Source organism: Paraburkholderia fynbosensis, assembly GCF_902859935.1.
GTDB classification, from domain to species: Bacteria; Pseudomonadota; Gammaproteobacteria; order Burkholderiales; family Burkholderiaceae; genus Paraburkholderia; species Paraburkholderia fynbosensis.
The window spans coordinates 124,195-150,859 of the sequence record NZ_CADIKI010000024.1 but is presented as its reverse complement, the minus strand read 5'-3'; the positions used below and the strand labels follow the sequence as shown (position 1 = coordinate 150,859).

Here is a 26,665-nt window from a genome sequence, read left to right as displayed (position 1 = left end):
CGGTCGCTCACGCCGATGACATGCGTGCACGGACAGTGCGTCTTGAGTACGCCCAGTTGCTCGATGCCTTCTAGCCATTTTGCGCTCTCTTTCTGTTGTACAGTTCGTTGCCCGCGCAGATGTTTCTTGCCCAACTCCTCGTGCCTACGTATCCAGATCTTCATCCCGATCAGCCCGAGTGGCAGCCCCTCTGGCCTGAGCGCAAGCAGACTGTGTATCAGGAAACCACGCACGTGTGGATCGGAGCCGTATCCCAGACCTTCGGTTGTCCGCAGATGAGACAAATTGAACTCGGTGGTGTCCTGAACGGCAAGGACGACTCGCACCTGTTGCATACGACACAGCGTTTGACCGATGTGCCCACCCAGCACGCCATCGACATCCACGTGCGGGTTGTCGAAAAAACGATATGCCGCGTTCAGCTCCGAACCATTGAACGACTGCGGAAAAGAGCAATGTGGGCCCAGCGAAAGCTTGCGTGCCAGCGTCATGAGCCGTCTGGTCAGGCGAGCGTCGCCGAGCTCGGCGGCGCCAAACTCTTCATTTGCCCAATCATCAAGGTCAGAGGTGTCCGACAATGCCCGGCATTACAGATCACGAACCGGATCAAAGTTAAGATCGGTCGTTACCGTTTACAGGCCATCGCCCTTCAATCGCACAGTCGCGAGCGACTTATGGGTAATCCTGAGACCAAATCCGGGGCGGTTCAGACTCCCGTTCCGAGGAGGCTGCAGTCAGGTAAGCGAGCCAGCGACTGTTCCCTGGCCCGTGGCAGTCATCCGGAACCGCGAATGGTGACCGAGCTTTTTTACCAGGGTGTTTCGCCGTTCGGCTCGACGAACTTGCCCGAAACAGCCCCCTTGCCGAGTAACGCATATCTCACCGGCAGCTTCGCTGCCTCTTCGGCAGTCATGAAACCGCTTTGGCCGGTCAGATCGGTTTTTACGTAGCCCGGGCTCACAGAATTCACGACGATTGCTGTTTCCTTCAGTTCTTCGGCGAGCTGGACAGTGAGCATGTTGAGCGCGGCCTTGGAAGCGTTATAGCCGATCAGTCGTGCGGCATAGTAGGGCGATGTTGGGTCCCCATTGAGCGTCAGAGAACCCAACGAACTGGACAGATTCACGATCCGTGCCGCCTGCGACTGACGCAATAGCGGCAGCATTGCCTGCGTCACAGTCAGGGTGCCGACGAAGTTGGTATCCAGTATTCTGCGAACTGCATCGGGTGAGGACGAAGTCGGTGGGCCATCTTCCGCATCGACAATGCCTGCATTGTTGACGAGAATGTCGAGCTTGCCGTGTTCCACACGAATCGTTTCGGCGGCGGCTAGAATGCTTGACGGTTTGTTAAGGTCAATCAGAACCAATTGAATCTTCAACCCTTGAGATGCGAGGTTTTTGAGCGCCCCGTCGGCCCGCCCGGGATCTCGCGCGCCGATAATGACCAAAGTCCCAGCTTGCGCAAGCTGACGGGCGATTTCCAGCCCAATGCCTTTGTTGGCGCCAGTGACGAGTGCGATGCGGTTGCTGCCAGTCATGAATGATCCTTCCAAAGTGCGGTGTCGATAAGAGATAAGAGCAAGATATAGAGGATCGTTCCGTTTGAGAATTCGCATATGGCGTCAAAGCCTCCTACTCACCTAACACCCCGCAAAAAGCCGCGTCAGGCGCGTGCGACGGTGACGTTGAACGTCATTTTCGAGGCAACTATTCAGGTTTTGCTGGCCGTTGGCCCCCGTCGTCTGACAACAACGCGTGTCGCTGAGCGGGCTGGCGTCTCGGTGGGAACCCTGTACCAGTACTTCCCACACAAGCAGGCGCTGTTCTATGGCCTGAACCAGCACTATCTGGATGGGCTGGCCGAAAAGATTGAATACGCCTGCCGGGCGCTCCATGGCGCACCGACCAGTCAGATGGTCGAAGCACTTGTGACGACCTATTGGAACGCCAAGAACGAACGGGCTGACGTGACCCGAGTCCTCTACCGATCCGTCGTCGAACTTGATAACGAGCCCTTGATCGAAGCCTTCGCGTGTCGCGTCGACGCAGCGACGGCAGCGATGTTCGCGAGCGCGGCTGACGTCGCTTTCACCGATCTGTCCGTCATAAATCTGACGCTTCTCACCACGATTTTCGGCACGGTCCGAAGTGCGTTTGAGCGCAATCTTCCCGATGCCGAAAGGCATGCTGTGCAAAAGCAGTTGATCTTGATGTGCAATTCCTATCTTGAGCAGGTCAGATCCACTTCTAACGGAAGACTAAAGTGAGCGGGATTTGGTATTCGCGCGGATTCTGACTTTGGCTCAGTGAGCGTACGGCCTGCGAAGTTCCTTACGGCGCCTGATTCGAACGGCTGATGTGCGGCGAGGATCTTTGCTTGCAGCCAAGGTTCGTGTTGCATGCGGGACGGCGGCGGCAGTTTGCGCCACGCGTAGCACCCGCTCTTCGACATACCAGGCACCCGGCACATCGACGGCACCGGGTAGTCCTGTCTGACCTACGTCAATTGCCGCGGCGGTGTCGGGACTGAATGGCCAGCCCCGCAACCGCCCGGGCAAACTGCACGCTGACAAGGGCTACGACTTTGCCCGCTGTCGGCGTTACCTGAAGCAACGCGGAATCAGGGCTCGTATAGCCCGAAAAGGGGTAGAAAGCATGGGGCGACTTGGACGACATCGCTGGGTGGTCGAGCGCACACATGCCTGGCTTGCCGGCTTCGGAAAACCACGCATTCGTTTCGAGCGTCGTCTCGACATTCATGTTGCGTTGCTCTCCCTCGCCGACGCTGTCATCTGTTCTCGCTTCGTGGATGACTTGTGTTAGCCACTGTTCGCGCCCGGGATATAACCCGCATTCGGGGTCGTCTGGCGGGCGCTTCGCTGGCCATTGCCTTCCTAGGCTTCGTTGCTGTTGGCCTTTCGCGCAAGCGAAGCCCGCATGGTTTCGTGGAAATTCTCCATGATGTCGTCGATCTCTTCGGCCATGCATCTTCCTACAGTTTTAATGTAGGCATCATCATCAGCAGCTTTCCATTCTTCTATGAAGCAATGTCGTAAGCCGGCGTTCGCAGGGGGTGTCGTGACATCGTCCGCTCCGTACTGGACGAATGCCGCGGAGCGAAGCCAGTCAGCCTCAACGGGCGCAACTGCTAGTCAGCCGCGCCCGTCCGCTTATCAGGCTCGAACAGCCTGATCGAAGCGATCGGCATTCATCACTTTGTTCCAGGCCGCCACGAAATCCGTGACGAACTGCTCCTGCGCGTCGCGCTCGCCATAGACCTCGGCAAGCGCCCGCAGCTGCGAATTTGAGCCAAAGACGAGGTCGGCCCGCGTTGCGCTCCAACGCAGGTCACCCGTCCCGCGGTCGCGCCCCCCATAGACGTTCCGTTGGTCGGGGATCGCCTCCCAGACCGTACTCATGTCGAGAAGGTTGACGAAGAATTCATTCGTCAACTCGCCCGGCCGGCGGGTGAGGACGCCATGGGGAGAATTCGCGAAATTGGCTCCCAGGACGCGCAGGCCGCCAACCAGAACCGTCATTTCAGGCGCGGTCAACCCTAGAAGCTGCGCCTTCTCGACCAGCGATTGCTCGGCCGGGATTGCGTTGTCGGCGCCAACATAATTGCGGAAGCCGTCGGCCACTGGTTCGAGTACCGAAAAGGAGGCGATATCGGTCTGCTCCTGCACAGCGTCAGTCCGCCCCGGGACAAACGGAACGGCAACACCATAACCTGCCTTCTTTACGGCCAGCTCGATCGCCGCCGCACCTCCGAGCACGATCAGATCAGCCAGGGACACCTTCTTGGTGCCCGACTGCGCGTCGTTGAACGCGCTCGCGATTGCCTCAAGCGCGCTGAGGACCTTCGCCAGCTCTTCGGGCTCGTTGACTGTCCAGCCCTTCTGCGGTGCGAGGCGAAGCCGCGCGCCGTTCGCGCCGCCACGCCTATCGGTGGTGCGAAAGGTCGACGCCGCGGCCCAAGCGGTGGATACGAGCTGCGCAACCGTGAGCCCGGACTCGAGAATATCGGCCTTGAGTGCCTCGATATCGGCCGCATCGATCGGCGCATGATGAGCTGTCGGGACCGGGTCCTGCCAGATCAGTTCCTCGGCCGGCACCTCCGGACCGAGATAGCGCGCGCGCGGCCCCATGTCGCGATGAGTCAGCTTAAACCAGGCTCGGGCAAATGCGTCGGCGAACGCGTCGGGCTGCTCAAGGAAGCGCCGTGCGACCTTCTCATAGGCCGGGTCGAACCGCAGCGCGAGGTCGGTAGTCAGCATCGCCGGCGCACGACGCCTGGTCACGTCATGCGCGTCCGGCACCGTGCCGGCTCCCGCTCCTTCCTTCGGGCGCCATTGATGCGCTCCGGCCGGGCTCTTGGTGAGTTCCCATTCGTATCCGAACAGGTTCGTCAGAAAGCCCATGCTCCATTGCGTGGGCGTGGAAGTCCAGGTGACCTCGAGCCCGCTGGTGATGGCGTCGCCTCCCTTGCCGGTGCCAAAGCTGCTACTCCAGCCCAGGCCCTGGTTCTCGATCGCGGCTCCCTCAGGCTCGGCCCCCAGATGGCTGGCCGGACCCGCCCCATGCGTCTTGCCGAAGCTATGCCCACCGGCAATGAGGGCTACGGTTTCTTCGTCGTTCATCGCCATGCGGCCGAAGGTTTCGCGAATATCGTGAGCAGCCGCGACCGGATCCGGGATGCCTTCCGGTCCTTCTGGATTGACGTAGACCAGGCCCATGGTCGTCGCGCCAAGCGGAGCCTCGAGATTACGGTCGCCTGAATAGCGCTTGTCGGTTGCCATCCAGTCGGCTTCGGAACCCCAATAAGTGTATTCATCGGGCTCCCACACGTCTTCGCGTCCGCCACCAAAGCCGAAAGTCTGGAAACCCATCGATTCGAGCGCGACGTTTCCGGCAAGAATCAGCAGGTCGGCCCAGGAGATGCGGCGACCATATTTCTGCTTGATGGGCCACAGCAGGCGACGCGCCTTGTCGAGACTTACATTGTCCGGCCAGCTGTTGAGTGGCGCGAAGCGCTGCTGACCGGTTCCGCCGCCGCCGCGTCCATCGCCGGTGCGATAGGTGCCAGCGCTGTGCCAAGCCATGCGGATGAACAATCCGCCATAGTGACCGAAATCCGCCGGCCACCACTCCTGAGAGTTGGTCATCAGCGCGCGCAGATCCGACTTCAGTCCCTCATAGTCCAGCTTCGCGAACTCCTCGGCGTAGTTGAAAGCAGCGCCACGCGGATTGGAGAGCGACGAGTTTTGATGAAGGACCTTGAGGTTGAGCTGATTGGGCCACCAGTCACGGAGCGACTTGCTGCCCAGAACGACGTGTGAATGTGCTACCGGACACTTCCCGGCATCATCAGTATCCTTATCCATGACATTCCTTTTTCGGGTTGGAAGAGTGCGCGGAGACGCGCAATGGTGGCGGACATTACCGGTTGAGCGAAGCGAAGGCCCCGCTTTAGTCAGCGCGCCTCGAGCGCCCCTTCGAGGCGAAAGAACTCCGCGTTCGGCGTTGTAAAGAAGGAAAGCGATCGCCCCGCCTCGAAATCATCGATATGGACGACCGTAGCCCCGTTCGCTTCTTGCCACGAGAAGGCGTAGGTCTTGCCACGAAGCTGGTGCCATGTGAAATCGACGGTGGCACGATTTCCCTTGAGCGAGCCTTCGGTGATCTCATAGGTTAGTGAACGCCCATCGGAGCTATAGACATTCGTCGCAGTAAGACCCTCATAGGTCACGACAAGTGATCTTCCGGAAAACTCAAAGACATCCATCCTCATATCGTTTCTCCGTGCGATGCGGCCCAGCTACAAGTGCTACGGGGCTACTTGTCGATACGAATTTCGCGGGCGGTCAGGTGACCGACCCCGCCACGTGCTTTGCAAGTAGATCGGCGTCGACATCCTGAGAACGGTGATACGCTCCACATCTCCTGTGAAGCGAAATCCCGAATAAGCTTGCGCCTGGCCGCGAAGCTGTGTCCCGGTCCATCCGCGCGAAGGGCCGCCACTTCAAATCGCCGATGGAGCAGACGTTCGGGACATTTGGATTTCACACGGACTGACTGCCCGATCGGTCAGGCAGTCCGCGTCAATCCGGCTCGTCTAAGGATCAGAGTCTGTATCCGCCGCTCGCGTCGATCACCTGACCGGTAGTCCATCGCGATCCGGAGCTCGCCAGAAAGGCGATCACTCCCGCTATGTCCTCAGGCAGACCGACGCGCCCCAGAGGGCTCGCCGCCTTCATCATCGCCTGACCGTCATCGGTGCGCAGCCAGCTGGCGTTCATATCCGTATCGACCGGGCCTGGTGCGACGGCATTGACGATGATCCCGCGCGAGGCGAGCTCCACCGCCCAATGCCTGGTCAGGGCGTCGATGGCGGCCTTCGCCGCAGCATAAGCCGAGATCGGGACGAAGCCGTTGGCCGTCTCGAACACGCGGCTCGACAAAACGCTCGACAGATTGATGATCCGCGCGCCGCTGCCCATCCGACTCAGCGCCGCCTGCGTGGTAAAGAAAACCGCCTTCACGTTCAGGGTAAACTGCCTGTCGAACAGGTCCGAAGTCGTTTCGCCGATCGGGGCACCATCGGCCACGCCGGCATTGTTGACCAACACGTCAAGAACGCTGCTGCGCCCGTGACGAGCAAGCCCCGTGTCAACCGCGTCGAACATCTGCGAGACACCCGCAGGCGAAGTCAGGTCGGCTGCAACTGCAAATCCATCCGATCCGCCTTTCTTGATCTCGTCGAGAGTCGCGTTCGCAGCCTTCTGATCAGCCCGATAATGTACGATCACGAAGTAGCCGAGTCGGGCAAGCTCGAGCGCGGTGGCTCGTCCGATACTGCGCGAGCCGCCTGTGACCAGAGCCACCTTGCTTGTGTTGGCGTTCATTGCCTTCTCCTGAAAATTGATTGCCGCCAAGGGTCGGGAGCCGCCCAATTGACGGATGGCGACGCTCGGTAGCATCTCGGCGGGCTCATCTTATATGGATGCGCAACACTCAATAAATACAGAATTACTCACAAAATTTGTGCGGAACGTGCATCAATGAACCACGATCATCTCCGCTTGCTGGTCGAGATCGCTCAGCAGGGAAATTTCTCAAGCGTTGCCAAATCGCGGGATCTGGATCCGTCCTCGGTCTCGCGAATTGTGCACGGCGTCGAGCGCGAGCTGGGGGTAAGACTCTTTCAGCGATCCACACGGCATGTCAGCCTAACCGAAGCAGGAAGCGCCTATCTGGAACGAGTTTCGCACCTGCTCGACGAGCTCGATTCCGCAAGTGATGCACTGAAATCGCTTGAGCATCATCCGTCCGGCGTTCTGCGAGTGACGGCTTCCGTCGCATTCGGCCAGATTTGCTTATTGCCGCTGATACCGGAGTTCACGCGCCTCTATCCGGACGTCCAGCTTGAGTTGGTTTTCACCGACTTCAATCTCGACCTGGTAGCGGATCGTATCGACTTGGCATTGCGCTTGAGCCCCCGCATGTCGCAGGGCGCCGTCCGCGTAAAATGGTTTGACGCGTCCTACAAGGTCTGCGCCAGCCCTGACTATCTCGGCCGCAATGGCGCCGTCCGCGAATCCAGCGATCTGGAAAGCCGCAAATGCGTCCTCTTCGGACACCCACAGCCTCAATCCGATTGGATCGTTCGCATACCTTCTGGTTTGGTGAGGAGCATAGTCGTTGACGCTGCGATTACGGCGTCAAACGGGTTGGCGCAACGCGATCTCGCGCTCGCCGGACTCGGTCCTGCCCTCATGCCAGGTTGGCTCTGCTCCTCTCATGTTGCCGCGGGACAATTGGTAGAGCTACTGCCCGACCATGCGATCACCCCTGCCGACTTTGAAGGCACAGCGTGGCTCCTCTATCCGAACCGGACGTACCTGCCCGCGAGGACGCGCGCGCTTCTTGATTTTCTCCGCGCGCGTACCCGGCTGGACTGGACATCCGCATGAGCCGATCGCATCAAAAAACGTTGTGTAATTAAATTGTGCCGCGATTGAAGCGTTGTCAAGGTCAATCGCGGTGAACTTAAATAGCATAAAGCAAATGCATAAACGGAACTTTATCCACAATACGTAGAACAATTGCGGCATTAATTATTTTACATATGCGGCAAAACTCGGCTTACAGCTAGTTAGCGCTATCAGCTCGCCTGTGCGAGGAGAGGCGTGTCACGAGGCAAGCAAGCTCCATCAAGTCCGCGACCGTGAACAGCGCACGTTCTTGCCCCATGGTGACTTCAGGATCAGGCTCGCTCATATCGGTCCACTTCGGGGGAACGGAGCAGCAGCTCTTGTCGTCGATGCGCAGCAAGAGACGCTTGCCGGCGCGGTTATAGCGCTCGCCAACGCAGACGAGCTGCCGCCCACTGAATGGATGGAAGGGATGAGTTATGAGGACAAGCTGCGTCGAGGTATCAACAAGGCCTGCATTCCGAGCTATGTTACAAGCGACTCGAGAAGGGACGCTTCGCATGGCCTCAAGCCGACGGTGGTGTTATCTGCCTGAGCCCGGCGCCACTGTCGATGCTGCTGGAAGGCATCGACTGGCGGCAACCGACGAGAACGGCCCGACCGACGTCGGCGTCGTAAACGTCGTTGCCGGCGCGTAAACTGCCTGCATGACGCGCGCGAATCCACTTCCCGACGATGTCGAAACGCTGAAGGCGATACTGCTCAGCCAGAAAGTGACGCTGCGCGAGCGCAACGCGCAAGTGTTCAGACTGCAGCAAACGGTCGACTCGCAGCAAGCCGCGTTGGCGTCGCGCGCAGCCGAAGTGGAGCACCTGAAGCTACTCATTGCCAAACTGCGCCGTATGGAGTTTGGTCGCAAGTCAGAGAAGCTGGGCCATCAGATCGCGCAACTCGAGTTGCGACTCGAAGACCTTGAGGCTGACGAGGGTGCAGCACCGGTCGATATCCCAAAGACGCCGCGTACCGTAGCGGAACAGGTCCCGCGCAAGCCTCTTGCTGAACATCTGCCGCGCGAGATCCGCACACACCTGCCCGAATCTGCCGGGAAGTGCTCGGAGTGCGGTGGCGAGATGAAGTCGCTAGGCGAAGACATCGCCGAACAGCTGGAGTACGTACCGGCAAGCTTCCGGGTCATCCGCCATGTGCGCCCGAAGTTTGCGTGCGTGTGTTGCGACCACATCGCTCAGGCACCTGCACCGAGTCGTCCGATCGAACGCGGTCTCGCCGGCCCTGGGCTGCTGGCACACGTGCTGGTCTCGAAGTTCGCAGACCACGTGCCGCTTTAGCGGCAGTCGGTCATGTACGCGCGGGAAGGCGTCGAGCTTGATCGCTCGCTGCTCGCGAAGTGGGTCGGTCACGCGGCGACGCTGCTGCAGCCGCTCGTTGAAGCGCTGCGTTCTCACGTGATGTCGGCAACGAAACTGCACGCCGACGATACGCCGGTTCCAGTGCTGGCACCGGGCAACGGCAAGACGAAGACCGGTCGCTTGTGGGCGTACGTGCGCGATGATCGAACCTCGGCGGACATGACGCCGCCTGCGGTGTGGTTCGCCTATACGCCGGATCGCAAGGGCATTCATCCGCAGAAGCATCTCGGGTCGTTCAACGGTACCCTGCAAGCCGACGCGTACGGCGGCTATCGGGCCATCTATGAAACCGGGCACGTCACGGAGGCGGCTTGTTGGGCCCACGCTCGACGACAGTTTTACGAATTGCACGCCGCGCGCCCCAATGCTTTCAACACCGAAGCGCTCGAGCGTATCGGCGAGCTGTACAGGATTGAGGAAGCGATAAGGGGCAAGCCGCCCGACGAGCGCCGTGTGCATCGACACAAGCACGCACGGCCGTTACTCGATCAATTCCATGCGTGGCTCACAACGACGCTGGAAACGCTCTCGCGCAAATCGGACACGAGCCGGGCGATTCTCTATGCGCTGAATTGTTCGCCGGAGCAGACTCCGGCGGCGAACGTGCTGCCGCAATCTACAGTCTCGTTGGCACCGCAAAACTCAACGGCATCGATCCCGAGGCGTATCTGCGCTTCGTGCTCGCACGCATCGCCGACCATGCGATTAACCGCATCGACGAACTGGCGCCGTGGGTCGGTGCCGATCAGCTCCGCACCGTGGTCTGAAACTCAAGGCCCCAGTCAATACGTCGCTGGTGCCACGCTTACGTTGGGTCGGTGCAAGCGACTTCATATGGAGCGAAGATGCTGCTGTGCAGTTGGTAGCATTGCCGGACTAGTGTCCTTATCGGCGCATGGCCATCGACGCGCTTGCGGGCATTGGACGGGCAAGCGAAGTGGTCTATACGTGCACCAGCCTGTTGGGTGTCGAAGCAGCCATCGCCGCAGGCGCTGGCCTGGCCATTCTTGGGCAGTCTTCGTTGTTGCAGAACCGTGGCTTACGTGCATTAGCCATCACCTGCCGCCCTGCGAGATCGCGGTCTTTGGTGAAGCGAACGAAGATCACAATGCCGGGCGCGCTTTGATCCGTTTCATCGAGGACAGTCTCACCTCCGAATCGGTGTTGCACAAGGCGTAACCGGCACGATGGAAATGGTGGAAACGGCCGGGAGAACGGAACAGTCAACCAAGTGCGCGTATCTCAAATGCTTGTCTCCGTTTCGGCACGCCGGTGCAATACCGGCGTTACCGAACCTCACGAGCGTGTGTGTAACGTACCTAAACGCTTGAGTGGAATTATCGCACTGATCACCAAGATCATGCCCAGGAGTGGTGTCTGCGGCAAATGTTCCTTTGCTACCATGAAGCCGCCAGTCGTCTCGCCCAATGTAATTCCGAGATTGAAAGCCGAGATATTGAGACTTGATGCAAAGTCAATTGCTCCAGGGGCAAATGCTTCTGCCGTCGAGAGCATCGCCGCCTGACAAGCTGGCGACATGCCAAACGCAAGACCTCCCCAAATGAACAGCAAACACACCAGTGCAGCAGGGGAGTGAGCAAGAAATCCGATGGCGCCGAGCGTCGCAGCCAAAAGGACGAAGATCCCCTTGAGCGTGCCGAGCCAGCCGATTCGCGCGGCCGCCGCGCCGCCGATCGAGTTGCCGAATACCGTCGCCAAGCCGAAAACGACGAGCATCAGGTTTGCGCCAGCTATTGTGAACCCAGCCACATTCACTAGTATCGGCGTGATGAAGGAAAATGGAGCAAAACTTGCCCCAAAACCAAGAATCGTAACTGCCATCATTGTTAGGATGGCCGGATTCCTTATTGTCATCAACTGATCTGTCCGACTTTGCGACGTAGGCATTGAGACCGAAGGGAGCCATTTGGCGATCGCGAGTACCGACGCGAACGCTATGCACGCGATCAGCAAAAACGGCAGTCTCCATCCGAACAAGTTGCCGAAATAGGTCCCTAGAGGGACACCCACCACCATTGCTAAAGTGTGCCCAGCAAACATGAGAGCAATTGCCCGGCTGGCTTGTCCAGGTTTCGCCAGACGCGCCGCGACCGAAGCTCCGATTGCGAAAAAGCTTCCGTGTGCAACTGCGGTAAGAACTCGGGCGATAAGTAGTGTGCTGAAGTCCCTGGACAAAGCGGCGGCGACATTGCCAGCGAAGAATACGAGCACCAGCCCAATGAGCAACGGCTTGCGACCTAGATGCGAAGTCGCCAGGACCGTAATCGGCGTTCCGATTGCCAACGCAAACGCATAGACTCCGATCAGGCCGCCAGCTCGTGCCAACGAAACGTGAAGATCGAGAGAGATAGCGGGTAGTACACCGACAACGATAAACTCCGCTGCGCCGATCGCAAATGCCGTGATAGCTAACGATGCGAGAGACCGTAAAGTCTCATTGCGATTTCCGGTCATTCGCGCCCCGCGGCCTTCAATGCAATTTGATTGTCGATTCCCGGAGTCGCGCCGGACACACCGACTGCTCCTACAACACGGGCGGTGTTGTCATAAATGACAACGCCGCCGCCGAAGCCAATCAGACCGCCGTTTGTGAATTCGAGAGTGTATGCGACGCCGTCCGGGCGCATTATCTTCCCGATTTCCTCCGTATCTAGCCGGAACAGGGACGCCGTGCGAGCTTTCTTGAAAGCGACATCGATGGCGCCAGGAATTACGTCCACCATACGTCGGAAACCACACAGGAGGCCGTTTTTATCCACAACACTGACGCAAATGGTTGCATCGAAATTATCCGCGGCGTTGAGGGCGCGGGAAATTACTTCTTCCGTTATATGTTCCAGAAACAATTGATGGCTCTCGTCTAAGTGTTGTCTCGCGCCCCTCTGTCTTCGACAAATCAAGGCCCTTCAATGGTCAGGAAATGACACCATCGAGAACGTAAAAGCTGCCGTCGAGCTTCGTGTAGAAGGTCTTGGATTTCTTCGCTTCGAAATTATCGCAGTGTACGATGGTGGACTTGTCGTCTTCCTGCCACCAAAGCAAGAAGTCGCCGGCCGGCAATGCTTGCCAGCAAAAAGGCATGGTCATTTTCGCCCCTGCCATTTCACCGGCAAGAAACTCTGCGGTAACGTGCTTTCCGTCTTTCGAGTAAATGTTCTTGAAGATCAAATCCCCGCCGTAATTGACGGTGAACTCTTGACCAGCATAGGGAAACAACTGCGTCATCTTTCGCTCCAGTATGTTACAAAATGCTTTCATAAGATGGCTGATTGCCATCCAGCGAAACTGTAATCCATCGGGTAAGATGAGATAAATGGGCTTTGCCTCCTTGCATATCGGACGTTGATGTCCTGAATGCGTAGATGCCGGAGACGTGATGGACAATTTTGCGGGACTCGTTGCGTTCGTCAAATCGGCGGAAACGTGCAGCTTTGTTGACGCCGGGCGGATACTCGGTATTTCTGCCTCAGCTGTGGGGAAAAGTGTTTCGCGCCTTGAAGAGCGTTTGGCGACTCGGCTGTTTCAGCGGAACACCCGGAATATGAAACTCACCGCTGAGGGCGTTCTCTTCTTGCAGCGATGTCAGCGAATTATTTCGGAAATGGCGGCAGCTGAAGAGGAGCTGTCTGACATCAAAGGCGTCCCCCGGGGCCTATTGAGAGTTAGCCTGCCCTATGTCGGAACACTGCTTCACTCAGTTCTAGATCAGTTTATGATTGCGTTCCCTAACATTGAGCTCGAAGTTGATTTTTCGGATCGCAAGGTAGACCTGATTGATGAGGCTTTTGATGCGGTTGTCCGAATTGGAGATGTTGACGACAGCAGATTGGTTAGCCGGCAAATCCTCACTTTTCAAAGATTGTTGGTAGCGTCGCCAGATTATCTTGTCCGAGAGGGCAGTCCAGAGATACCAACGGACCTGTTGCGACATAGATGCCTGCTCTATAAGTTTCCCAATACTGGCAAGATTGAGCCGTGGCCCGTCGACGGCTGGAATAACCTGATTCTGCAAAATGTGCGCTCTACGATAAGCTGTAACGCCATCGAGACACTTGCTTTCCTCGCGACGCAAGGCAGGGGCATCGCTTGTTTGCCAGATTTCTGTGTTCGTGACGCTCTTGAGCGCGGCCAGTTGCAAAGGGTGCTTGATGCTGAGGAGCAACAGCCGCGTCCGTTGACAGTTCTTTGGCCTTCGAGCAAGTACGTGGTGCCTAAGCTGCGCGCTTTTATCGATTTTTTAAGTGCGCACTCGTTCAACGCGTATGTGCGCGGTAACGCGCTTCCAGGCAATACGAGGCTCTAAGCCAGAGCGCTGCGTAACTGCTCAAGAAGAACGCCGTCCGGGTCGTCCACGTTCAAAGTAGCCGAGCAAGTGTTTGAAAGGGTCACCGAACCCGTAGGGTGCCCAATCCTGAGCTGGAATCGCTCCATTTGAAACTTTCGATTGGCCGCCAGCATCGTGCATGCTGCCCGTACATCATGGTTGCCCTTGATCACAATCTTCGCCGCGATACCGTCCTCGACCTGCAAAGAGTTCATTTGGACGGAGTCGACCACCAGCGGTAGCCCAGTGCCAGCCTGAAACTTGGCTGCCCACGATAGTACGTCGACTAAGCCGAGAGTTTCACACAGTCGTGCATAGCACGGGCGATTCAACTCTCGGCGCAGGGGCGTACGCGGGCTCCGAAGCTATCGGGCTGCCGGGCAGCGTATCGCACCGGTTGCGGTACCGCCTTCTTTGCTTTGGCTTATGAATAGCTGTTGACCGGGGGCGTCGCCCGGAGCGCATGAGCGCCGCGGCCACGGCGCGTCGGCAAACGACAGCTTTGGATGACTTATGGTCTAATTTCTTCCATGCCGATGCCCAGCACTCGAATCCGATAGTTGAGTTGGCTGAGTGTCAACCCGAGTTGTTGGGCCGCCCGCGATTTGACACCGCCGGCCCGCACCAACGCCATGACGATACGTTGGCGCTGATCGAGGCTGACATGCCTCGACAATTCGACACGACCCACACTGTCTACCGATGGCATTGCTGTTACTGACGCCAACGAGTTGCCTTCCGTGTCCAGAACCGCCAGAACTTCGGGTGCGTCGATGAACGGCAATTCGGTTAATAGCGTCAGGCGGTCGATCACGTTCTGCACTTGGCGTACGTTTCCAGGCCACGGATAGCGGATCAAGGCGGCCAGTGCTTCGCCGGAGAGCCGCGCGTTGCGTTTGAAGCGTCTGTTGGCTTCCTGCAGGAAATATTGGACCAATGATGCAATGTCTTCCGGACGCTCGCGAAGCGGCGCGAGATGAATGGGTACGACATAGAGCCGGTAGAACAGGTCGAGACGAAACTTTCCTTCGCTTACGCGTTGCCGCAGATCCTGGTTGGTGGCGGCCACGATGCGTACGTCAACACGTTGCTCACGGCGCGCGCCGATGCGCGAGACGGTGCGCTCCTGCAACGTGCGCAGGAGCTTGACCTGCATGTTAAAAGGCAGGTCGCCGATCTCATCGAGAAATAGTGTCCCGTTGTTCGCTTCCTCGATACGACCGGGGCGAGTACTTGTGGCGCCGGTAAAAGACCCTTTCTCGTGGCCGAACAGTTCGGATTCGAACAGCGCCTCGGGGACCGCCCCGCAATTCACCCTGACAAACGGAAAGTCGCGGCGCGGACTGGCGAGATGAACGGCGTGTGCCAACAGTTCCTTTCCGGTACCGGATTCGCCCAGTAGCAGGACGGTAGCGTCGCTGGGGGCGACCTGTTCGATCTGCCGGATAACCGTGCGAATTTTTGCCGATTCACCGATTACGCCGTAGCTGCGCGCTTGCTGATCTAACGCCTGCTTCAGAGTCTGGTTTTCGTATTCGAGTGCCGCAGTGCGGGTCTGAATGCGTTCCGCAATGAGGTCGTCGAGGCGCAGCAACTGCCCGATTTGAGCCGCGACCTCGCGCAGTATTTCGAGGTCGGCCGTCAGGCTGCGGGAGATGCCGCGAAACCGGTTGACGCTGAAGACGCCTCGCGTATGACCGCTTACCTGGATCGGGAAGAAGAACATGGATGTCGTGCCGTTCGGCAGTGCGCTGCGCGGCACGGTACGCCACAGATAACGCGATTCTGCGTCGATGTCCTGCACGATGGTCAACTGGCCGGACTCGAACACTTTGCCGGTAATGCCTTCGCCAGGCGCGAATACGCCGCGCCTCATTTCGTCGCGCGTCAGCCCGTAAGCGCATCGGAGCGTCAATCTGCCGGTCGCCGGATCGGCCAAGAACAGGCGTCCTCGATTGAGTCCCAGGATTTCCGAGAGCAGATGGAATACCTCGCGCAGGTTTTCAGCGGAGTTTGAGTACCGCCCCACCACCTTAGCCAGTTCGCGCCGGAAGAAGAGTTCGTGCAGTGACCAGTTGACGTCGACGTGGACTTCGAGCGCGAGGTCTGCGCGCGCAGACGAACGATTGGTCGTGTCGACCGCGTCTTCACAGGAAGAACCGATGGGCTGGGGCATGGATATGACGACGTCCGCAGATCGATTGGGAATGCGTTCTCGCGGCGTCCAGTAACCGCCGCGAATGGGATGATGCTTTGCGCAATTTACGTGAACAAAATATTCGTTTGTTAACAATTCGACGACTCAGGAATGAATGATCCGCGAGACCACGATAGCAATACCCTCTTGCGTTTCGCTCGCCCGGCAGCCGTTATGAGCAAATGAAGGTGAGTTAGGTGCAGCTAGCACGGATATTGCGTATAGCCTCACTCGTCAACGGGCACTCCCCGAACGTCCGATCGATTCAGAGGGGCAGCGAATGCATGCAAGCGTAGAAGCGATATATCCAACACCGACGACCACGGCGCCACGGCGTCCCGCCGTCACCGTAAAAGGCTTGAGTAAATTTTTTGGCGGGCAGCCCCTATATGACAGATTCGATCTGGAGATTCCAGCGGGTAGTTTCACGTCGATATTCGGCCCGAACGGCTGCGGCAAGTCCACGCTGATCAACATGATGGCGGGGCTCGCGCCCTACGATGCAGGGCAGATCCTGTTCGACGAACGGGACGTGCGCGATGTCACAATCGGTTATGTCTTTCAAAACTATCGCGAGGCGCTGTTTCCGTGGCGGCGTGCATTCGAGAACATCGAGTATCCGTTGAAAATCCAAGGCATGAACACGACGCAACGGCGTGAACGCGTGCACGAACTCGTTGAGCAATTCGACGTACGGTTCGATCTGAACCGCTATCCCTATGAGTTTTCCGGCGGGCAACAGCAATTGATTTCGATTCTGCGTGCACTAGCACCACATCCAGAGGTTGTCTTTCTTGACGAGCCGTTTTCCGCGCTCGACTACGAAATGACCCTGTTCATCCGTGAGAAGCTGCAATCCGTGTTCGTCCAAAGCGGGGTCACGATGATCCTGGTGTCCCATGATCTGGAGGATGCGGTCTACCTGGCCGACAGGGTTCTGATGCTGACGCGGCGGCCAACCCGGGTGGCGGCCGTCGTACCGTGCGAATTGCCCTATCCACGCACCGATGCCACCCTGCATCATCCGCAATTCATTGCGGCGAAGCGCCGTAGCCTCGAAGTCTTTCAGCGGGAGGTGCGTCGATGATGGCAAACCGTTCAGCATGGCGAACGCGCGTTGTTCGTCCTGGCCTGATCGGTCCGATAGGACTGGTTCTGCTCTGGAGCGTCGCACATTCGGTCCATTGGGTGACGCCCCGCCTGCTGCCTGGGCCTCTCGAAACGTTCGGCACGCTGTGGTCCAGCGTCGTGCAGGGCACGCTGTGGCCGGACCTCGTCGCGACCGCGCTACGTACCGGCTATGCGTTCGTCATTGCAGCGGTGGCGGGCATTCCGGTCGGTGTCGTGCTGGGTTCGAGCCCGGTGATTTACCGCTCCACCGAATTCATCATCGACTTTTTCCGTTCGACGCCAGCCACTGCCATGTTTCCGCTGTTTCTGCTGGTGTTTGGCATCGGCGAGGAATCCAAGGTCGCAGTGGCGGCATTTTCCGCCTGGCTCGTGATTGTGTTCAACACGGCCTATGGCGTAATGAACGCACGCAAGACACGCATTCTCGCGGCGCGCGTAATGGGCGCATCTGACTGGCGAGTGCTACGCGACGTGATGTTCTACGAGTCTTTACCGCAAACGTTCGTCGGGCTGAGGCTCGGTGTCTCCTATGCGCTGGTGGTGATCATTGTCGCCGAAATGTTCATTGGTTCTTCCGACGGGATGGGGCGTCGGATTATCGACGCCGAGCAGGTTTACGACCTTGGTCAAATGTATGGAACGATCATTGCCACAGGTTGCATCGGATACGCGATCAATCTTGGCTTCCTGGCTCTGGAACGGTTCTTTGTGAAGTGGTCAGGAAAGTAGCGGTCTTTAAGAAAACGAAATTTCCTCAAAAACGTCCTCGCGGGGTTCACATGAGATTGGCAAACATTCTGGCCGCGGCGTCCGCGGCTATCGTTATGCTCGCCGCGACTTCGGCGCAAGCAGCGGAAAAGATGGAAAAGGTAACCATTGCATGGCTGCCTATCATGCAGACGACGGCCTTTTACGTCGCGATGGAAAACAAGCTGTTCGAGAGGGCGGGCATCGAAATACAGTCGGTCCGCTTCGAAAACCCGAACCAGATCGTGGACGCGCTCGTGTCCGGGCAGGCTGACGTCGGCGCGCCCGGCACGGCGGCGGGCATTACAGCGCTGGCCGAATCGCGCTTTCCCGGCAGTTTCAAGATATTTGGGCTGGAGGGCGGCGGGAACAAGGCCGGCCGCATCAATGATGGTCTGATTGTCGCGAAGAACTCCTCCATCCGATCCTTCAAGGATCTGAAGGGCAAGAGTCTTGGACATCTGCCGGGCGTTCAGTGGCGCACCATCGCCCGCTACATGGTGAGGCAGGCGGGCCTCGACCCGGACAAGGATGTCCGTTTGCAGGACATTGCCACGGGCCTGCAGGTGCCTTCCGTGGTGTCCGGCGGTGTCGATGCGACGCTGTCGCTGGAACCGGTCGGTTCGATCGCCGTGGCGTCGGGGGAGGCGAGACGCGCGATGACCAATCCGGCTGAAACCATGGTGGCCGATCCCTTCTATTCGGGCGTCTCGGTGCTGACTACTCGCTTCATCAAGGAGAAGCCTGAGACCGCCCGCAAGATCGTTGCCGTGCTTGACGAGGCTACCCGCATGGCCAATCAGTCGTTCGACGCCTATCGCCCGGTGATTTCCAGATATACCGCCATCAAGCCGGACCAGGTCGGTATCGTGGCCCAACCCTATCTGCGCGCCTGGACTGAGATCGACGCGACCGACATCGCGTCTTACCAGGCACTCGTCGACGTGTTTCAGAAGGAAGGTGTCCTGAAGAAACATGTCGACGTCTCATCCCTCATCCTGACCAGCAAGGACTTTGCAAAATGAGCAGTTCAAACGTGATCAAGACTTTCCGTGCAGCAGTTGTGCAGACCTTGGCGGAACTCGGCGACCTGCCGGCCAACATCGCGCTCGTGAAACGATACGTTGCAGAGGCCGTGCGTCAGGGGGCACAACTCGTCGTGTTTCCCGAGTGCATGAACTCGGGATACCTGTTCGACTCGGCCGAGCACTGCCGGCAGCTGGCCGAAACGCTCGACGGCGCATACTGCGAAGCACTTGCCACATTGTGTCGCGAACATGACATCTACGTTGCTTCGGGTTTCACGGAAGAAGGCGCCGACGGCAAGGTCTATAACACCGCGCTGTTGTTCGACCCGGACGGCGAACTGATCTGCCACTACCAGAAGCAGTTCCTCGCGACTCACGACCAGAACTGGTTCGAAGTGGGCGCCAAGGGCAATCCGGTGGTGGACACGGAGCTGGGGCGCATTGGTCTCCTGATCTGCTTCGACGGCCGGATTCCTGAAATTGCCCGTTGCCTCGCCGCGCAAGGTGCCGAAGTGGTGCTCGACATGGCGAATTTCTTCGCCATGGACCAGGCCGAGATGTGGGTGCCGGCGCGAGCCTATGAGAACGGCGTGTGGTTCATCGCGGCGACCAAGGCGGGCGTCGAGCGCAGCATTTACTATCCTGGCGGCAGCATGATCGTCGCGCCTGATGGTCATGTTCAGGCCAGAATCCCGTACGACATGCACGGGGTTGTGTCAGCCGATATTGTGGTAGGTACGCAGAACGCCCGCAGCTGGCAATTTGGCGGGGAAAAGATGCAGGATCGCCGCCCGGACGCCTACCGAATCCTCGCGACGGACTTCAAGCGCACCCCGTTGAACGCGATTCTTGAGGAGTCTGTCGTGCCGGAAACACGTACCACGAAGGTCGCCGCCATTCAGGCTCATGTTGCGAGAGACCACTCGGTGGACGATGCGGTGGAGATGGTTGAACATGCGTGCCGCCTCGGGGTAAAGGTCATTGCGCTTCCGCTGTATTTCGGCGCGACGGATTGGGTGTTATCCGCGGCGAGCGCGCGTAAACAGGCGCAGATGGCGCCAGCACTGATCGAGCGGCTTACCGGAATCTGCGCGCGCTACGATGCGCTGGTGATCTTGCCCGGCGTCGGAGAATATGAGGGGAAGTTGTATCCGGAAGCTGTGCTGCTGGACGGTTCCGGCATGATAGGCCGCCAACGTCAGGTGCACTTGGGGCCGCGGGTAAGCTCATGGGCACAGTCGGCCGCCGAGGGCTTCGCGGTCTTCGACACGCGATATGGCCGTCTAGGCGTGCTGGTCGACTACGACGGCATGTTTCCTGAGTCGAGCCGGGTGCTGACGCTCATGGGCGCGGAAATCATTGTCTGGTGCTGCGCATGGGAACACCCGAACCAGCGGCGCCTCCTGGCTGTCCCCAAAGCGGAGGATAACCGCGTCTATCTGGTCTGCGCAAATCGTACGGATGCCCCTTATCCGGGCGGGTCATTCGTTGTGCCACCCAATGGATTCCCGGTCTGGGACTTTGAGCAGGTCGCGGTTCCGACGCCGCGCTGGGGGGCGGTGATGCCAGAATATGCCAATCTCGCGCTGTCACGTCAGAAACGGATGATCCCCGGGGTGGACATGGTGCGCAATCGTCTCGTGCAAACCTATTCCGTCCTGACGGACGCGTCATAGCGTGACCGGTGCGCGGCACGCCTGCCAGCGAGAGGCAAAGCGGTGCGCGTAAGGGGATGTCATGGTCATCACTGATATTGATCTGCGGTTGTTGCGGGTGTTTCGGGCGGTGGTCGAGTCGGGAGGATTCTCGAACGCGCAGATGGTGCTAAACGTCAGCCAGTCCACGATCAGCACACAGATGGCACAACTGGAGACAAGACTTGGCGTCACGTTATGTCACCGTGGACGAAGCGGCTTCAGTCTCACTGTCGAGGGCGAGGCCTGCTATCGGCACGTCCTCGATCTGTTCAAGTCGATCCACGCGTTCCAGATGCATGCGGACGAGTTGCGCGGCGAACTTAGTGGTGTTCTGCGCGTTGCTTTCCTCGATAACGTCGTCACAGATCCTGACTCGCCGCTGCGCGCTTTGTTTGAAGGCTTCGTCGGGCATTCCGGCAATCGGGTCCGTCTTGCGCTAGATGTATTGTCGCCGCAGGAGATGGAGCGCCGACTGCTGGATCACACGCTCGACGCGGCGATCGGCATTTTTTATGGCCGATTGCCGTCTCTCGAGTACCGGCCGCTCTACCGGGAGACGGACAGTCTTGTTTGCGCGCGTAATCATCCGCTCGCAGCGGGGGGCAATCCGGAGGCGCTGCGTCAGGCAATTCCCGGGGCACGCAAGGTGGTGCGCGGATTTCTCGGTCCGCTCGAATTCCCGCAGCACGACGCGCATACCGACGACACGAACGCCGTGGTGACGAACGTCGAGGCGGCCGTCCATCTCATACTGACGGGCGCCTATATAGGGTTTCTGCCACGACACTACTCACGGGCGTGGGTCGGGCGTGGTGAACTGATCGAGTTGCTACCCGAGCATTTCGTTCGACACTCCGATTTCTCTCTGGTGACCCATGTGAACGGTGCGCATCAGCGGGCGATTCAGGCGTTCATTGACTGTCTCGGCCCGGTGCAACGCGGCGGACTGCCTACGGGTCCCCGCTAGGCTCCGGATGCGAACGCAGAGCTGGTCCGGCTGGCGTCCATATCGCCTGCGTCAATGCAAACATTGAGACACCACTATTTTTCGACCATTTTGGGTTAGTTACGATCGGCTCCGTCATTTCACCATTACCTGTTACCTAACAGCACAAGCCGGAGAACCTTTGATGCGAACACTCGTCGCAGCGCTTTTGTCAGTCACGTTTCTGCTAGTCGCCGGAATCGCCGAGGCCGACGCCGGACAGGCGTTGACAAAAGTGAAGGTCGGCCACCTAGTCGCGCTCGACATGGCGCCTCTTTTCGTCGCCAAGGAAAGCGGCTGTTTTGCGCAAAGCGGACTGGATGTCGATACGGTATTTTTCGCGAACCCAGGCGATAACAACGCCGCGCTCGCTGGCGGCAAGATCGACTTCAGCATCAATCCGTTCACGCTGCCGTTCTTCGCAGCTAATAGCGGCGTGTCGATTCGCGTGATTTCAGCTGCCGGGGGCTGGGGCGTGATGGAAGTGATTGCCAGCCAGCAGTTGGGCTTCAGGTCGTTCGGCGATCTGAAAGCGTATATCAAGGCAGGCAAGCCAAAACTGAAGATCGCGACGCTGCAGGGTGACACACTGGAGTTGATTCTCACGCGCGAGTTTGCTCGCAATGGCATTGACAGTAAGGACGTCGAGTTTGTCTACTTTAATGACCTGCTCGCGATGGTCGAAGCGTTTCGTACAGGTCAGGTGGATATGCTGAGCCACATCAAGCCTTATACAACCGAGATGGTCGCAACGAAGGGCGCGACTGTGCTTGCGAACAACGCGCAGGCCTGGACACTGCATACGCCGAATACGGTTGTTAGCGTACTCGACGAAACTTTGACTCACCGTCCGCAGGTCGTGCACGCATTTTTGAAGGGACTCGTCTGCGGAGCAGATTTGATCAACCGGACCCCAGACCAGGCGGTGGCGTTGCTATCCAAAGGACACTACTTCAGGGTTTCGCCAGCGGTTCTGCTGTCCTCGTTCAAGTCTGCGCCGGCACCCATCTCGTTCGTGCCTGATGTGAATGCGATCCAAAGCGTCGTGTCGGACCTGACAAAGCTGGGCTACATCAAGGGCAATGTAACAGCGAAGGATATCTTCAGGCTTGACATGATCAAGTCGATCGAGCAGTGATCATGCATCGACAAGCCGGTAATCCACCCGCCTGGCTACCCCTCGTGACGGGATGGCTGTCGCTTGGCTGTGTGCTTATGGTGTGGGAGTGGGCAGGGCATTCCAGCGGTTCGGCGCTTGCCGCGATCCTTCCGCCACCGAGTCAGTTCTTGCGAGCGATCGCGCAGAGCGATTTCAAGGTCGGACTCGGGTCGCAGGCCGAGTCGATCTACGCGTCGGTGCTATCGACATTCGCACGCGTGTTCGCAGGGATGGCGCTGGCCTTCGTCGCCGCGGTGCTGACAGGCGCGCTGCTGAGCCTGTCGCGCGTTGCAACCTGGAGCCTCGGCCCGATATTGCGGCTGTTGGCGCCAATTGCTCCGATTGCGTGGATCCCCACCGCGATCGTCGTGTTCGGCATCGGAAATACGACGGCAGTGTTCATTGTCTTCATGGGCGTGTATTTCATTCTGACCATCGCGACGCTCGCAGAGATTGAACGGGTACCGCAGGAATTTCTCACGGTCGCCGGCAATCTCGGCGCGAACGCGCCGCAGCGCTGGCTGTGGGTGGTCCTGCCGGCGATCCTGCCGGGCGTCTTTACGCTATTGCGCACGAATTTCATCGCCGCCTGGATGGCAGTGCTGGTGGCGGAAATGGTCGGGCTGCGCGACGGTCTCGGCGCAATCATCATGATGGGGCGCAACCTCTTTAATAACGATCTCATCATGTTCGGCATGGTGGTGATTGGCCTGTCCGGTTTTCTGGTGGACAAGCTGCTTGGCTTCGTCGCCCGCTACATCCTTTGGTGGAAGGTCTGAATGTTGACGCACACGCAACCTTGGGACGCGTTCCGCGTCGAGCATCTAAGCGTGGACTATGGTGGGCGTCCGTCCCCGATAAAAGATCTGAGTCTCGATCTGCGCGCGGGCGAAGTGACCTGCGTGCTCGGCAAATCAGGCTGCGGGAAAACGACCCTGCTCAAGGCACTGGGCGGGTTCGTCCAGGCGGAGCCGAGTGGCGGAGTGCTGTTCCGCGGGCACTATCTGCGCGGCCCGACGCCGGAGATCGTGATGATCTTCCAGGAAAACAACCTGTTCCCATGGCTGACCGTGAGCCAGAACATAGGCTTCGCACTCAAGTTCCGCCCGCCGCCGGGCGCGGGCAAGAAAGCCGCGATCAGGCAGATGCTCGATACCGTGGGTCTCGCCGATGCGGCGCACGCCTATCCGCACCAGCTTTCCGGCGGCATGCGCCAGCGCGCGGCGATTGCGCGTGCGCTCATCACCGAGCCGCAGGTGCTGCTGCTCGACGAGCCGTTCAGCGCGCTCGACGTCGGCTTGCGAAGGCGCATGCACGTCCTCATGCACGACCTGTGGCAGCGTACCGGCAAGACAATGGTGATGGTGACGCACAACATCGAGGAGGCGATCCTGGTCGGTCATCGCGTCATCGTGCTGGGAGCTCGTCCGGCCCGCGTGCTGTTCGATGCCGATACTCGCGCGCCCGACATGAGAGACCGCTATGCACCCGCGTTTCTCGACCTTCAGAAGCAGCTCGAAAGCTATATCGACTGAGAGGACGGTAATGAACGGGATTCACGACATGGGGGGCTTGCACGGATTCGGCGCAGTCGAAGTCGAGCGTGATGAGCCTGTCTTTCACGCGCGGTGGGAAGGTCGGGTTTTTTGCATGACCCAGATTCTCGACACCACAGGTATCTGGAGCCTCGATGAACATCGTCACGAGATCGAGCGGCTGGATGCGGCAGACTACCTCGCGGTTGGTTATTACGGCCGATGGCTGCTTGCCATGGAGCGACTGCTGGAGCGCAAGAACATACTTCGCGGGGAAGAGGTGAGGCGGCGCATCGAGGAATATCTCGATGACGCCTGCGGCACTGTTCCCCTTGAGCCCCACACGCGAAACTGGCCGTTGCCTAACGCCATGAAAATTCGCTGGGGTGCATGGCGCAAGGAGGTCGAGGTGATGCCACGCTATAACGTCGGCCAGCGTGTTCGCGTTCGCAACCTTCATCCCGAGGGCCATACACGTGTCACAGCGTATACCCGCGGCAAAACCGGGACGATCGCGATTGTCAACGCCCAAGGCTGGGTCTTTCCGGATACGCGCGCGCATTATCGCGGCGAAAAACCTCAGCCTGTCTACAACGTGCGGTTCGACGCGTACGAATTGTGGGGGCCCCAAGCCGAATCCAACGTTTTTACGCAGATCGATCTGAGCGAGGACCATCTTGAACCCGTTGACGGAGAGCCGGTATGACACATCGACCGAGTGAGGAAAAACCGTGGCAGGCGGTTCGCACGGAGGCGATCGAAAGCTTGCTGAACGAAATCGGCGTGCTCGAATCCGCGCGCGTCGATCAGATTGTCCGGTACTACGAAGAGACAGTGGGTCCGAAGAACGGCGCTCGTGTGGTAGCGAAAGCCTGGACGGATCCGACCTTCAAGGCGCGCTTGCTTGCAGACGGCCTTGCTGCATGCGCCGAACTCGGTATCGGTGGCCCGGAAACTGAAATGCTGCACGTTGTCGAAAACACCCCGGCGGTTCATAACGTCGTGATATGCACGCTGTGTTCATGCTACCCATGGCCGATCCTCGGATTGCCGCCGGCCTGGTACAAGTCGAGTGCGTACCGTTCGCGGCTCGTACGCGAGCCCCGTCGCGTGCTGGAGGAGATGGGCCTCGCACTTGGCGTTGACGTCGAGATTCGCGTCTGGGATTCGGTTTCGGAGATTCGCTATCTGGTCTTACCCGAGCGGCCGTGCGGAACGGACTTGCTCGACGTGGAGGCACTCGCGGCGCTCGTCACACGCGACGCCATGATCGGCGTCGCACATGTCGTCGCGTAGGCCAGCGATCGTGCAGATTGGTTAAAGGAAAACCAGATGAAACCGGAAGATGTACTGGTGTGTAAATCGCTCGTCGAATTTCGTGATCTCGAGGCGCTCAGCTTTCCGACACCGTGGTCGGCGCGTGCATTCGGCCTTGTTCTGGCCGCAGCAGAGCGCAAGGTATTCTCGCTGACGGACTTCCAGCAGAAGCTGATCGAGGAAATTGCCGCGTTCGAGCGACAGGTCGGTCCCATCGACAGCGATGAAGTGTATTACTCGCGCTGGGTCGCTGCGCTCAGCGGACTGCTTGAACTGAAAGGCGTGTTCGGGGATCACAGTTTGATGGCCGCCGAGGAAGCGGTTCGTGCTGCGCTTGCGGCAAATGCGCACGATCATGACCACGAGCATGGCATCGACCATGCTGACATGAAGCTTTCGCCTTCACCGATCAATCGGGAGTGTGGGCAATGAGAGTGTGTGGCACGCCTTACGATTTCCCGGTTACGGGCGATTTCAATCCGGCGGCAACGGCGCTCGTCGTGATCGACATGCAGCGCGACTTCTGTGATCCACTTGGTTATATGGCGATGCGCGGAGGCGATATCGCGGCCGCCCGGAAGATCGTTCCGCGCATCCAGGAGGTCCGTGACCGCGCGGCTGTGGCAGGTCTCAAGATTATCCATACCCGTGAAGGTCACCGCGCGGATCTCTCCGATCTGCCAGAGAGCAAGCGGCTGAAGACCGCGCGTGCCGGTGCGGAAATCGGCAGTCATGGACCGCTCGGACGGCTGTTGATACGTGGCGAAGCAGGCTGGCAATTCATTCCAGAACTGGAACCCCGGCCTGGCGAGATCGTGATCGACAAGCCCGGCACGGGGGCTTTCCATGGAACGGACCTGTATCACCTGCTGGTTACGTCGAGAATTTCGAATCTCGTCCTGGTGGGCGTCACAACTGGCGTGTGTGTAACCTCCACGGCACGCGAGGCGAGCGACCGCGGGTTCAACGTGCTGGTGATCACCGATTGCTGCGCGGAACCTGACCCGCAAGAACATGAGATCGCCTTGCGCCTGTTGCAGATCGAAGGAGGTTATCTGGCTACAACCGCTTCAATGCAGGACATCCTGGTCTGTCTAAGCGAAGTGACCACGCCATCCGATCCGTGATGGACGTGCATTTCCGTGGGATCCATCTTATAGG

At 58.8% G+C, this 26,665-nt stretch carries 28 protein-coding genes and 3 pseudogenes; 19 read left to right on the top strand and 12 right to left on the bottom strand.

The window, feature by feature from the left end:
- A partial coding sequence (locus HV770_RS31555) for an IS4/Tn5 family transposase DNA-binding protein (RefSeq protein ID WP_175165416.1) occupies positions 1-578 on the bottom strand: 578 nt, incomplete at its 3' end.
- A 230-nt stretch (positions 579-808) separates the two neighbouring features.
- A complete protein-coding gene (locus HV770_RS31550) occupies positions 809-1,540 on the bottom strand; it encodes an SDR family oxidoreductase (RefSeq protein ID WP_175165415.1) in 732 nt (243 codons plus the stop codon).
- A gap of 141 nt (positions 1,541-1,681) precedes the next feature.
- On the opposite strand from HV770_RS31550, the gene HV770_RS31545 reads away from it, so the two are divergent.
- Positions 1,682-2,269: a TetR/AcrR family transcriptional regulator gene (locus HV770_RS31545; protein WP_217468667.1), complete on the top strand. Its 588-nt coding sequence runs from the start codon at positions 1,682-1,684 to the stop codon at positions 2,267-2,269.
- Positions 2,270-2,355: 86 nt separating this feature from the next.
- Here HV770_RS31545 and HV770_RS39040 read toward each other — a convergent pair.
- A pseudogene (locus tag HV770_RS39040) lies at positions 2,356-2,499 on the bottom strand (IS3-like element ISBvi4 family transposase); the annotation flags it as partial.
- Between the two features lie 17 nt (positions 2,500-2,516).
- On the opposite strand from HV770_RS39040, the pseudogene HV770_RS31540 reads away from it, so the two are divergent.
- Positions 2,517-2,825 (top strand): annotated as a pseudogene (locus HV770_RS31540) (transposase); the annotation flags it as partial.
- Complete coding sequence (locus HV770_RS31535) at positions 2,819-3,058, top strand: hypothetical protein (RefSeq protein WP_175165413.1); 240 nt, start codon at positions 2,819-2,821, stop codon at positions 3,056-3,058. The pseudogene HV770_RS31540 and the gene HV770_RS31535, both read left to right, overlap by 7 nt.
- 117 nt (positions 3,059-3,175) lie before the next feature.
- Here the strand turns inward: HV770_RS31535 and katG are convergent, their stop codons facing one another.
- The 3 genes from katG to HV770_RS31520 all read right to left on the bottom strand — a co-directional run bounded on the left by katG (position 3,176) and on the right by HV770_RS31520 (position 6,907).
- On the bottom strand, positions 3,176-5,386 hold the full coding sequence (gene katG, locus HV770_RS31530; protein WP_175165412.1) for a catalase/peroxidase HPI: 2,211 nt from the start codon (positions 5,384-5,386) through the stop codon (positions 3,176-3,178).
- An 89-nt stretch (positions 5,387-5,475) separates the two neighbouring features.
- A complete protein-coding gene (locus HV770_RS31525) occupies positions 5,476-5,793 on the bottom strand; it encodes a MoaF-related domain-containing protein (RefSeq protein ID WP_175165411.1) in 318 nt (105 codons plus the stop codon).
- A gap of 331 nt (positions 5,794-6,124) precedes the next feature.
- Positions 6,125-6,907: an SDR family oxidoreductase gene (locus HV770_RS31520; RefSeq protein WP_175165410.1), complete on the bottom strand. Its 783-nt coding sequence runs from the start codon at positions 6,905-6,907 to the stop codon at positions 6,125-6,127.
- Between the two features lie 156 nt (positions 6,908-7,063).
- Here HV770_RS31520 and HV770_RS31515 point away from each other — a divergent pair, with 156 nt between their 5' ends.
- A complete protein-coding gene (locus HV770_RS31515) occupies positions 7,064-7,975 on the top strand; it encodes a LysR family transcriptional regulator (protein WP_175165409.1) in 912 nt (303 codons plus the stop codon).
- 178 nt (positions 7,976-8,153) lie between these two features.
- On the opposite strand, the gene HV770_RS39900 is transcribed toward HV770_RS31515, so the two are convergent.
- On the bottom strand, positions 8,154-8,498 hold the full coding sequence (locus HV770_RS39900) for a DUF5372 family protein (RefSeq protein ID WP_175165408.1): 345 nt from the start codon (positions 8,496-8,498) through the stop codon (positions 8,154-8,156).
- Between HV770_RS39900 and tnpB the strand changes: the two genes are divergently transcribed.
- Positions 8,450-8,614, top strand: a complete 165-nt coding sequence (tnpB, locus tag HV770_RS39895) for an IS66 family insertion sequence element accessory protein TnpB (RefSeq protein WP_175165431.1) — start codon at positions 8,450-8,452, stop codon at positions 8,612-8,614. The genes HV770_RS39900 and tnpB overlap by 49 nt on opposite strands.
- Before the next feature lie 29 nt (positions 8,615-8,643).
- Positions 8,644-10,130 (top strand): annotated as a pseudogene (gene tnpC / locus HV770_RS31500) (IS66 family transposase).
- Between the two features lie 529 nt (positions 10,131-10,659).
- Here the strand turns inward: tnpC and HV770_RS31495 are convergent.
- From HV770_RS31495 to HV770_RS31485, 3 genes are all read right to left on the bottom strand, one after another.
- On the bottom strand, positions 10,660-11,838 hold the full coding sequence (locus HV770_RS31495) for an MFS transporter (protein ID WP_175165407.1): 1,179 nt from the start codon (positions 11,836-11,838) through the stop codon (positions 10,660-10,662).
- Entirely contained in the window at positions 11,835-12,230 is a 396-nt protein-coding gene (locus HV770_RS31490) for a GlcG/HbpS family heme-binding protein (RefSeq protein ID WP_175165406.1), read from the bottom strand. The genes HV770_RS31495 and HV770_RS31490 overlap by 4 nt, the downstream gene beginning before the upstream one ends.
- Before the next feature lie 67 nt (positions 12,231-12,297).
- Positions 12,298-12,609, bottom strand: a complete 312-nt coding sequence (locus tag HV770_RS31485) for a MoaF-related domain-containing protein (RefSeq protein ID WP_121317650.1) — start codon at positions 12,607-12,609, stop codon at positions 12,298-12,300.
- A gap of 151 nt (positions 12,610-12,760) precedes the next feature.
- Between HV770_RS31485 and HV770_RS31480 the strand changes: the two genes are divergently transcribed.
- Positions 12,761-13,687: a LysR family transcriptional regulator gene (locus HV770_RS31480; protein ID WP_175165405.1), complete on the top strand. Its 927-nt coding sequence runs from the start codon at positions 12,761-12,763 to the stop codon at positions 13,685-13,687.
- Here HV770_RS31480 and HV770_RS31475 read toward each other — a convergent pair.
- Entirely contained in the window at positions 13,684-13,923 is a 240-nt protein-coding gene (locus HV770_RS31475; protein WP_175165404.1) for a hypothetical protein, read from the bottom strand. The genes HV770_RS31480 and HV770_RS31475 overlap by 4 nt on opposite strands.
- Positions 13,924-14,219: 296 nt before the next feature.
- Positions 14,220-15,884 carry a sigma-54-dependent Fis family transcriptional regulator gene (locus tag HV770_RS31470; protein WP_175165403.1) on the bottom strand — a complete coding sequence of 555 codons (1,665 nt, stop codon included), beginning with the start codon at positions 15,882-15,884 and terminating at the stop codon, positions 14,220-14,222.
- 301 nt (positions 15,885-16,185) lie between these two features.
- Here HV770_RS31470 and HV770_RS31465 point away from each other — a divergent pair, with 301 nt between their 5' ends.
- The 12 genes from HV770_RS31465 to HV770_RS31410 all read left to right on the top strand — a co-directional run bounded on the left by HV770_RS31465 (position 16,186) and on the right by HV770_RS31410 (position 26,631).
- The gene (locus tag HV770_RS31465) at positions 16,186-16,992 is read left to right on the top strand and encodes an ABC transporter ATP-binding protein (RefSeq protein WP_175165402.1); all 807 of its coding nucleotides are present in this window, start codon (positions 16,186-16,188) and stop codon (positions 16,990-16,992) included.
- A complete protein-coding gene (locus HV770_RS31460; RefSeq protein WP_217468666.1) occupies positions 16,989-17,765 on the top strand; it encodes an ABC transporter permease in 777 nt (258 codons plus the stop codon). The genes HV770_RS31465 and HV770_RS31460 overlap by 4 nt, the downstream gene beginning before the upstream one ends.
- Before the next feature lie 50 nt (positions 17,766-17,815).
- Positions 17,816-18,808: an ABC transporter substrate-binding protein gene (locus tag HV770_RS31455; RefSeq protein WP_175165401.1), complete on the top strand. Its 993-nt coding sequence runs from the start codon at positions 17,816-17,818 to the stop codon at positions 18,806-18,808.
- Complete coding sequence (locus HV770_RS31450) at positions 18,805-20,487, top strand: carbon-nitrogen hydrolase family protein (protein ID WP_175165400.1); 1,683 nt, start codon at positions 18,805-18,807, stop codon at positions 20,485-20,487. Before HV770_RS31455 ends, HV770_RS31450 begins: the two co-directional genes overlap by 4 nt.
- 61 nt (positions 20,488-20,548) lie before the next feature.
- Complete coding sequence (locus HV770_RS31445) at positions 20,549-21,475, top strand: LysR family transcriptional regulator (protein ID WP_175165399.1); 927 nt, start codon at positions 20,549-20,551, stop codon at positions 21,473-21,475.
- Positions 21,476-21,638: 163 nt separating this feature from the next.
- Positions 21,639-22,631 (top strand): ABC transporter substrate-binding protein, encoded by a 993-nt coding sequence (locus HV770_RS31440; RefSeq protein ID WP_175165398.1) that lies wholly within the window; start codon positions 21,639-21,641, stop codon positions 22,629-22,631.
- A 251-nt stretch (positions 22,632-22,882) separates the two neighbouring features.
- Entirely contained in the window at positions 22,883-23,431 is a 549-nt protein-coding gene (locus HV770_RS31435; protein ID WP_217468665.1) for an ABC transporter permease, read from the top strand.
- The gene (locus tag HV770_RS31430; protein WP_175165396.1) at positions 23,432-24,187 is read left to right on the top strand and encodes an ABC transporter ATP-binding protein; all 756 of its coding nucleotides are present in this window, start codon (positions 23,432-23,434) and stop codon (positions 24,185-24,187) included. It begins immediately after the preceding gene.
- Positions 24,188-24,197: 10 nt separating this feature from the next.
- Positions 24,198-24,893 (top strand): nitrile hydratase subunit beta, encoded by a 696-nt coding sequence (gene nthB, locus HV770_RS31425; protein ID WP_175165395.1) that lies wholly within the window; start codon positions 24,198-24,200, stop codon positions 24,891-24,893.
- Positions 24,890-25,483, top strand: coding sequence for a nitrile hydratase subunit alpha (gene nthA / locus HV770_RS31420; RefSeq protein ID WP_175165394.1), 594 nt, complete (start codon positions 24,890-24,892; stop codon positions 25,481-25,483). The genes nthB and nthA overlap by 4 nt, the downstream gene beginning before the upstream one ends.
- 36 nt (positions 25,484-25,519) lie before the next feature.
- On the top strand, positions 25,520-25,936 hold the full coding sequence (locus HV770_RS31415; RefSeq protein WP_175165393.1) for a nitrile hydratase accessory protein: 417 nt from the start codon (positions 25,520-25,522) through the stop codon (positions 25,934-25,936).
- Positions 25,933-26,631: a cysteine hydrolase family protein gene (locus tag HV770_RS31410; protein WP_175165392.1), complete on the top strand. Its 699-nt coding sequence runs from the start codon at positions 25,933-25,935 to the stop codon at positions 26,629-26,631. The genes HV770_RS31415 and HV770_RS31410 overlap by 4 nt, the downstream gene beginning before the upstream one ends.
- Positions 26,632-26,665: the final 34 nt, after the last annotated feature.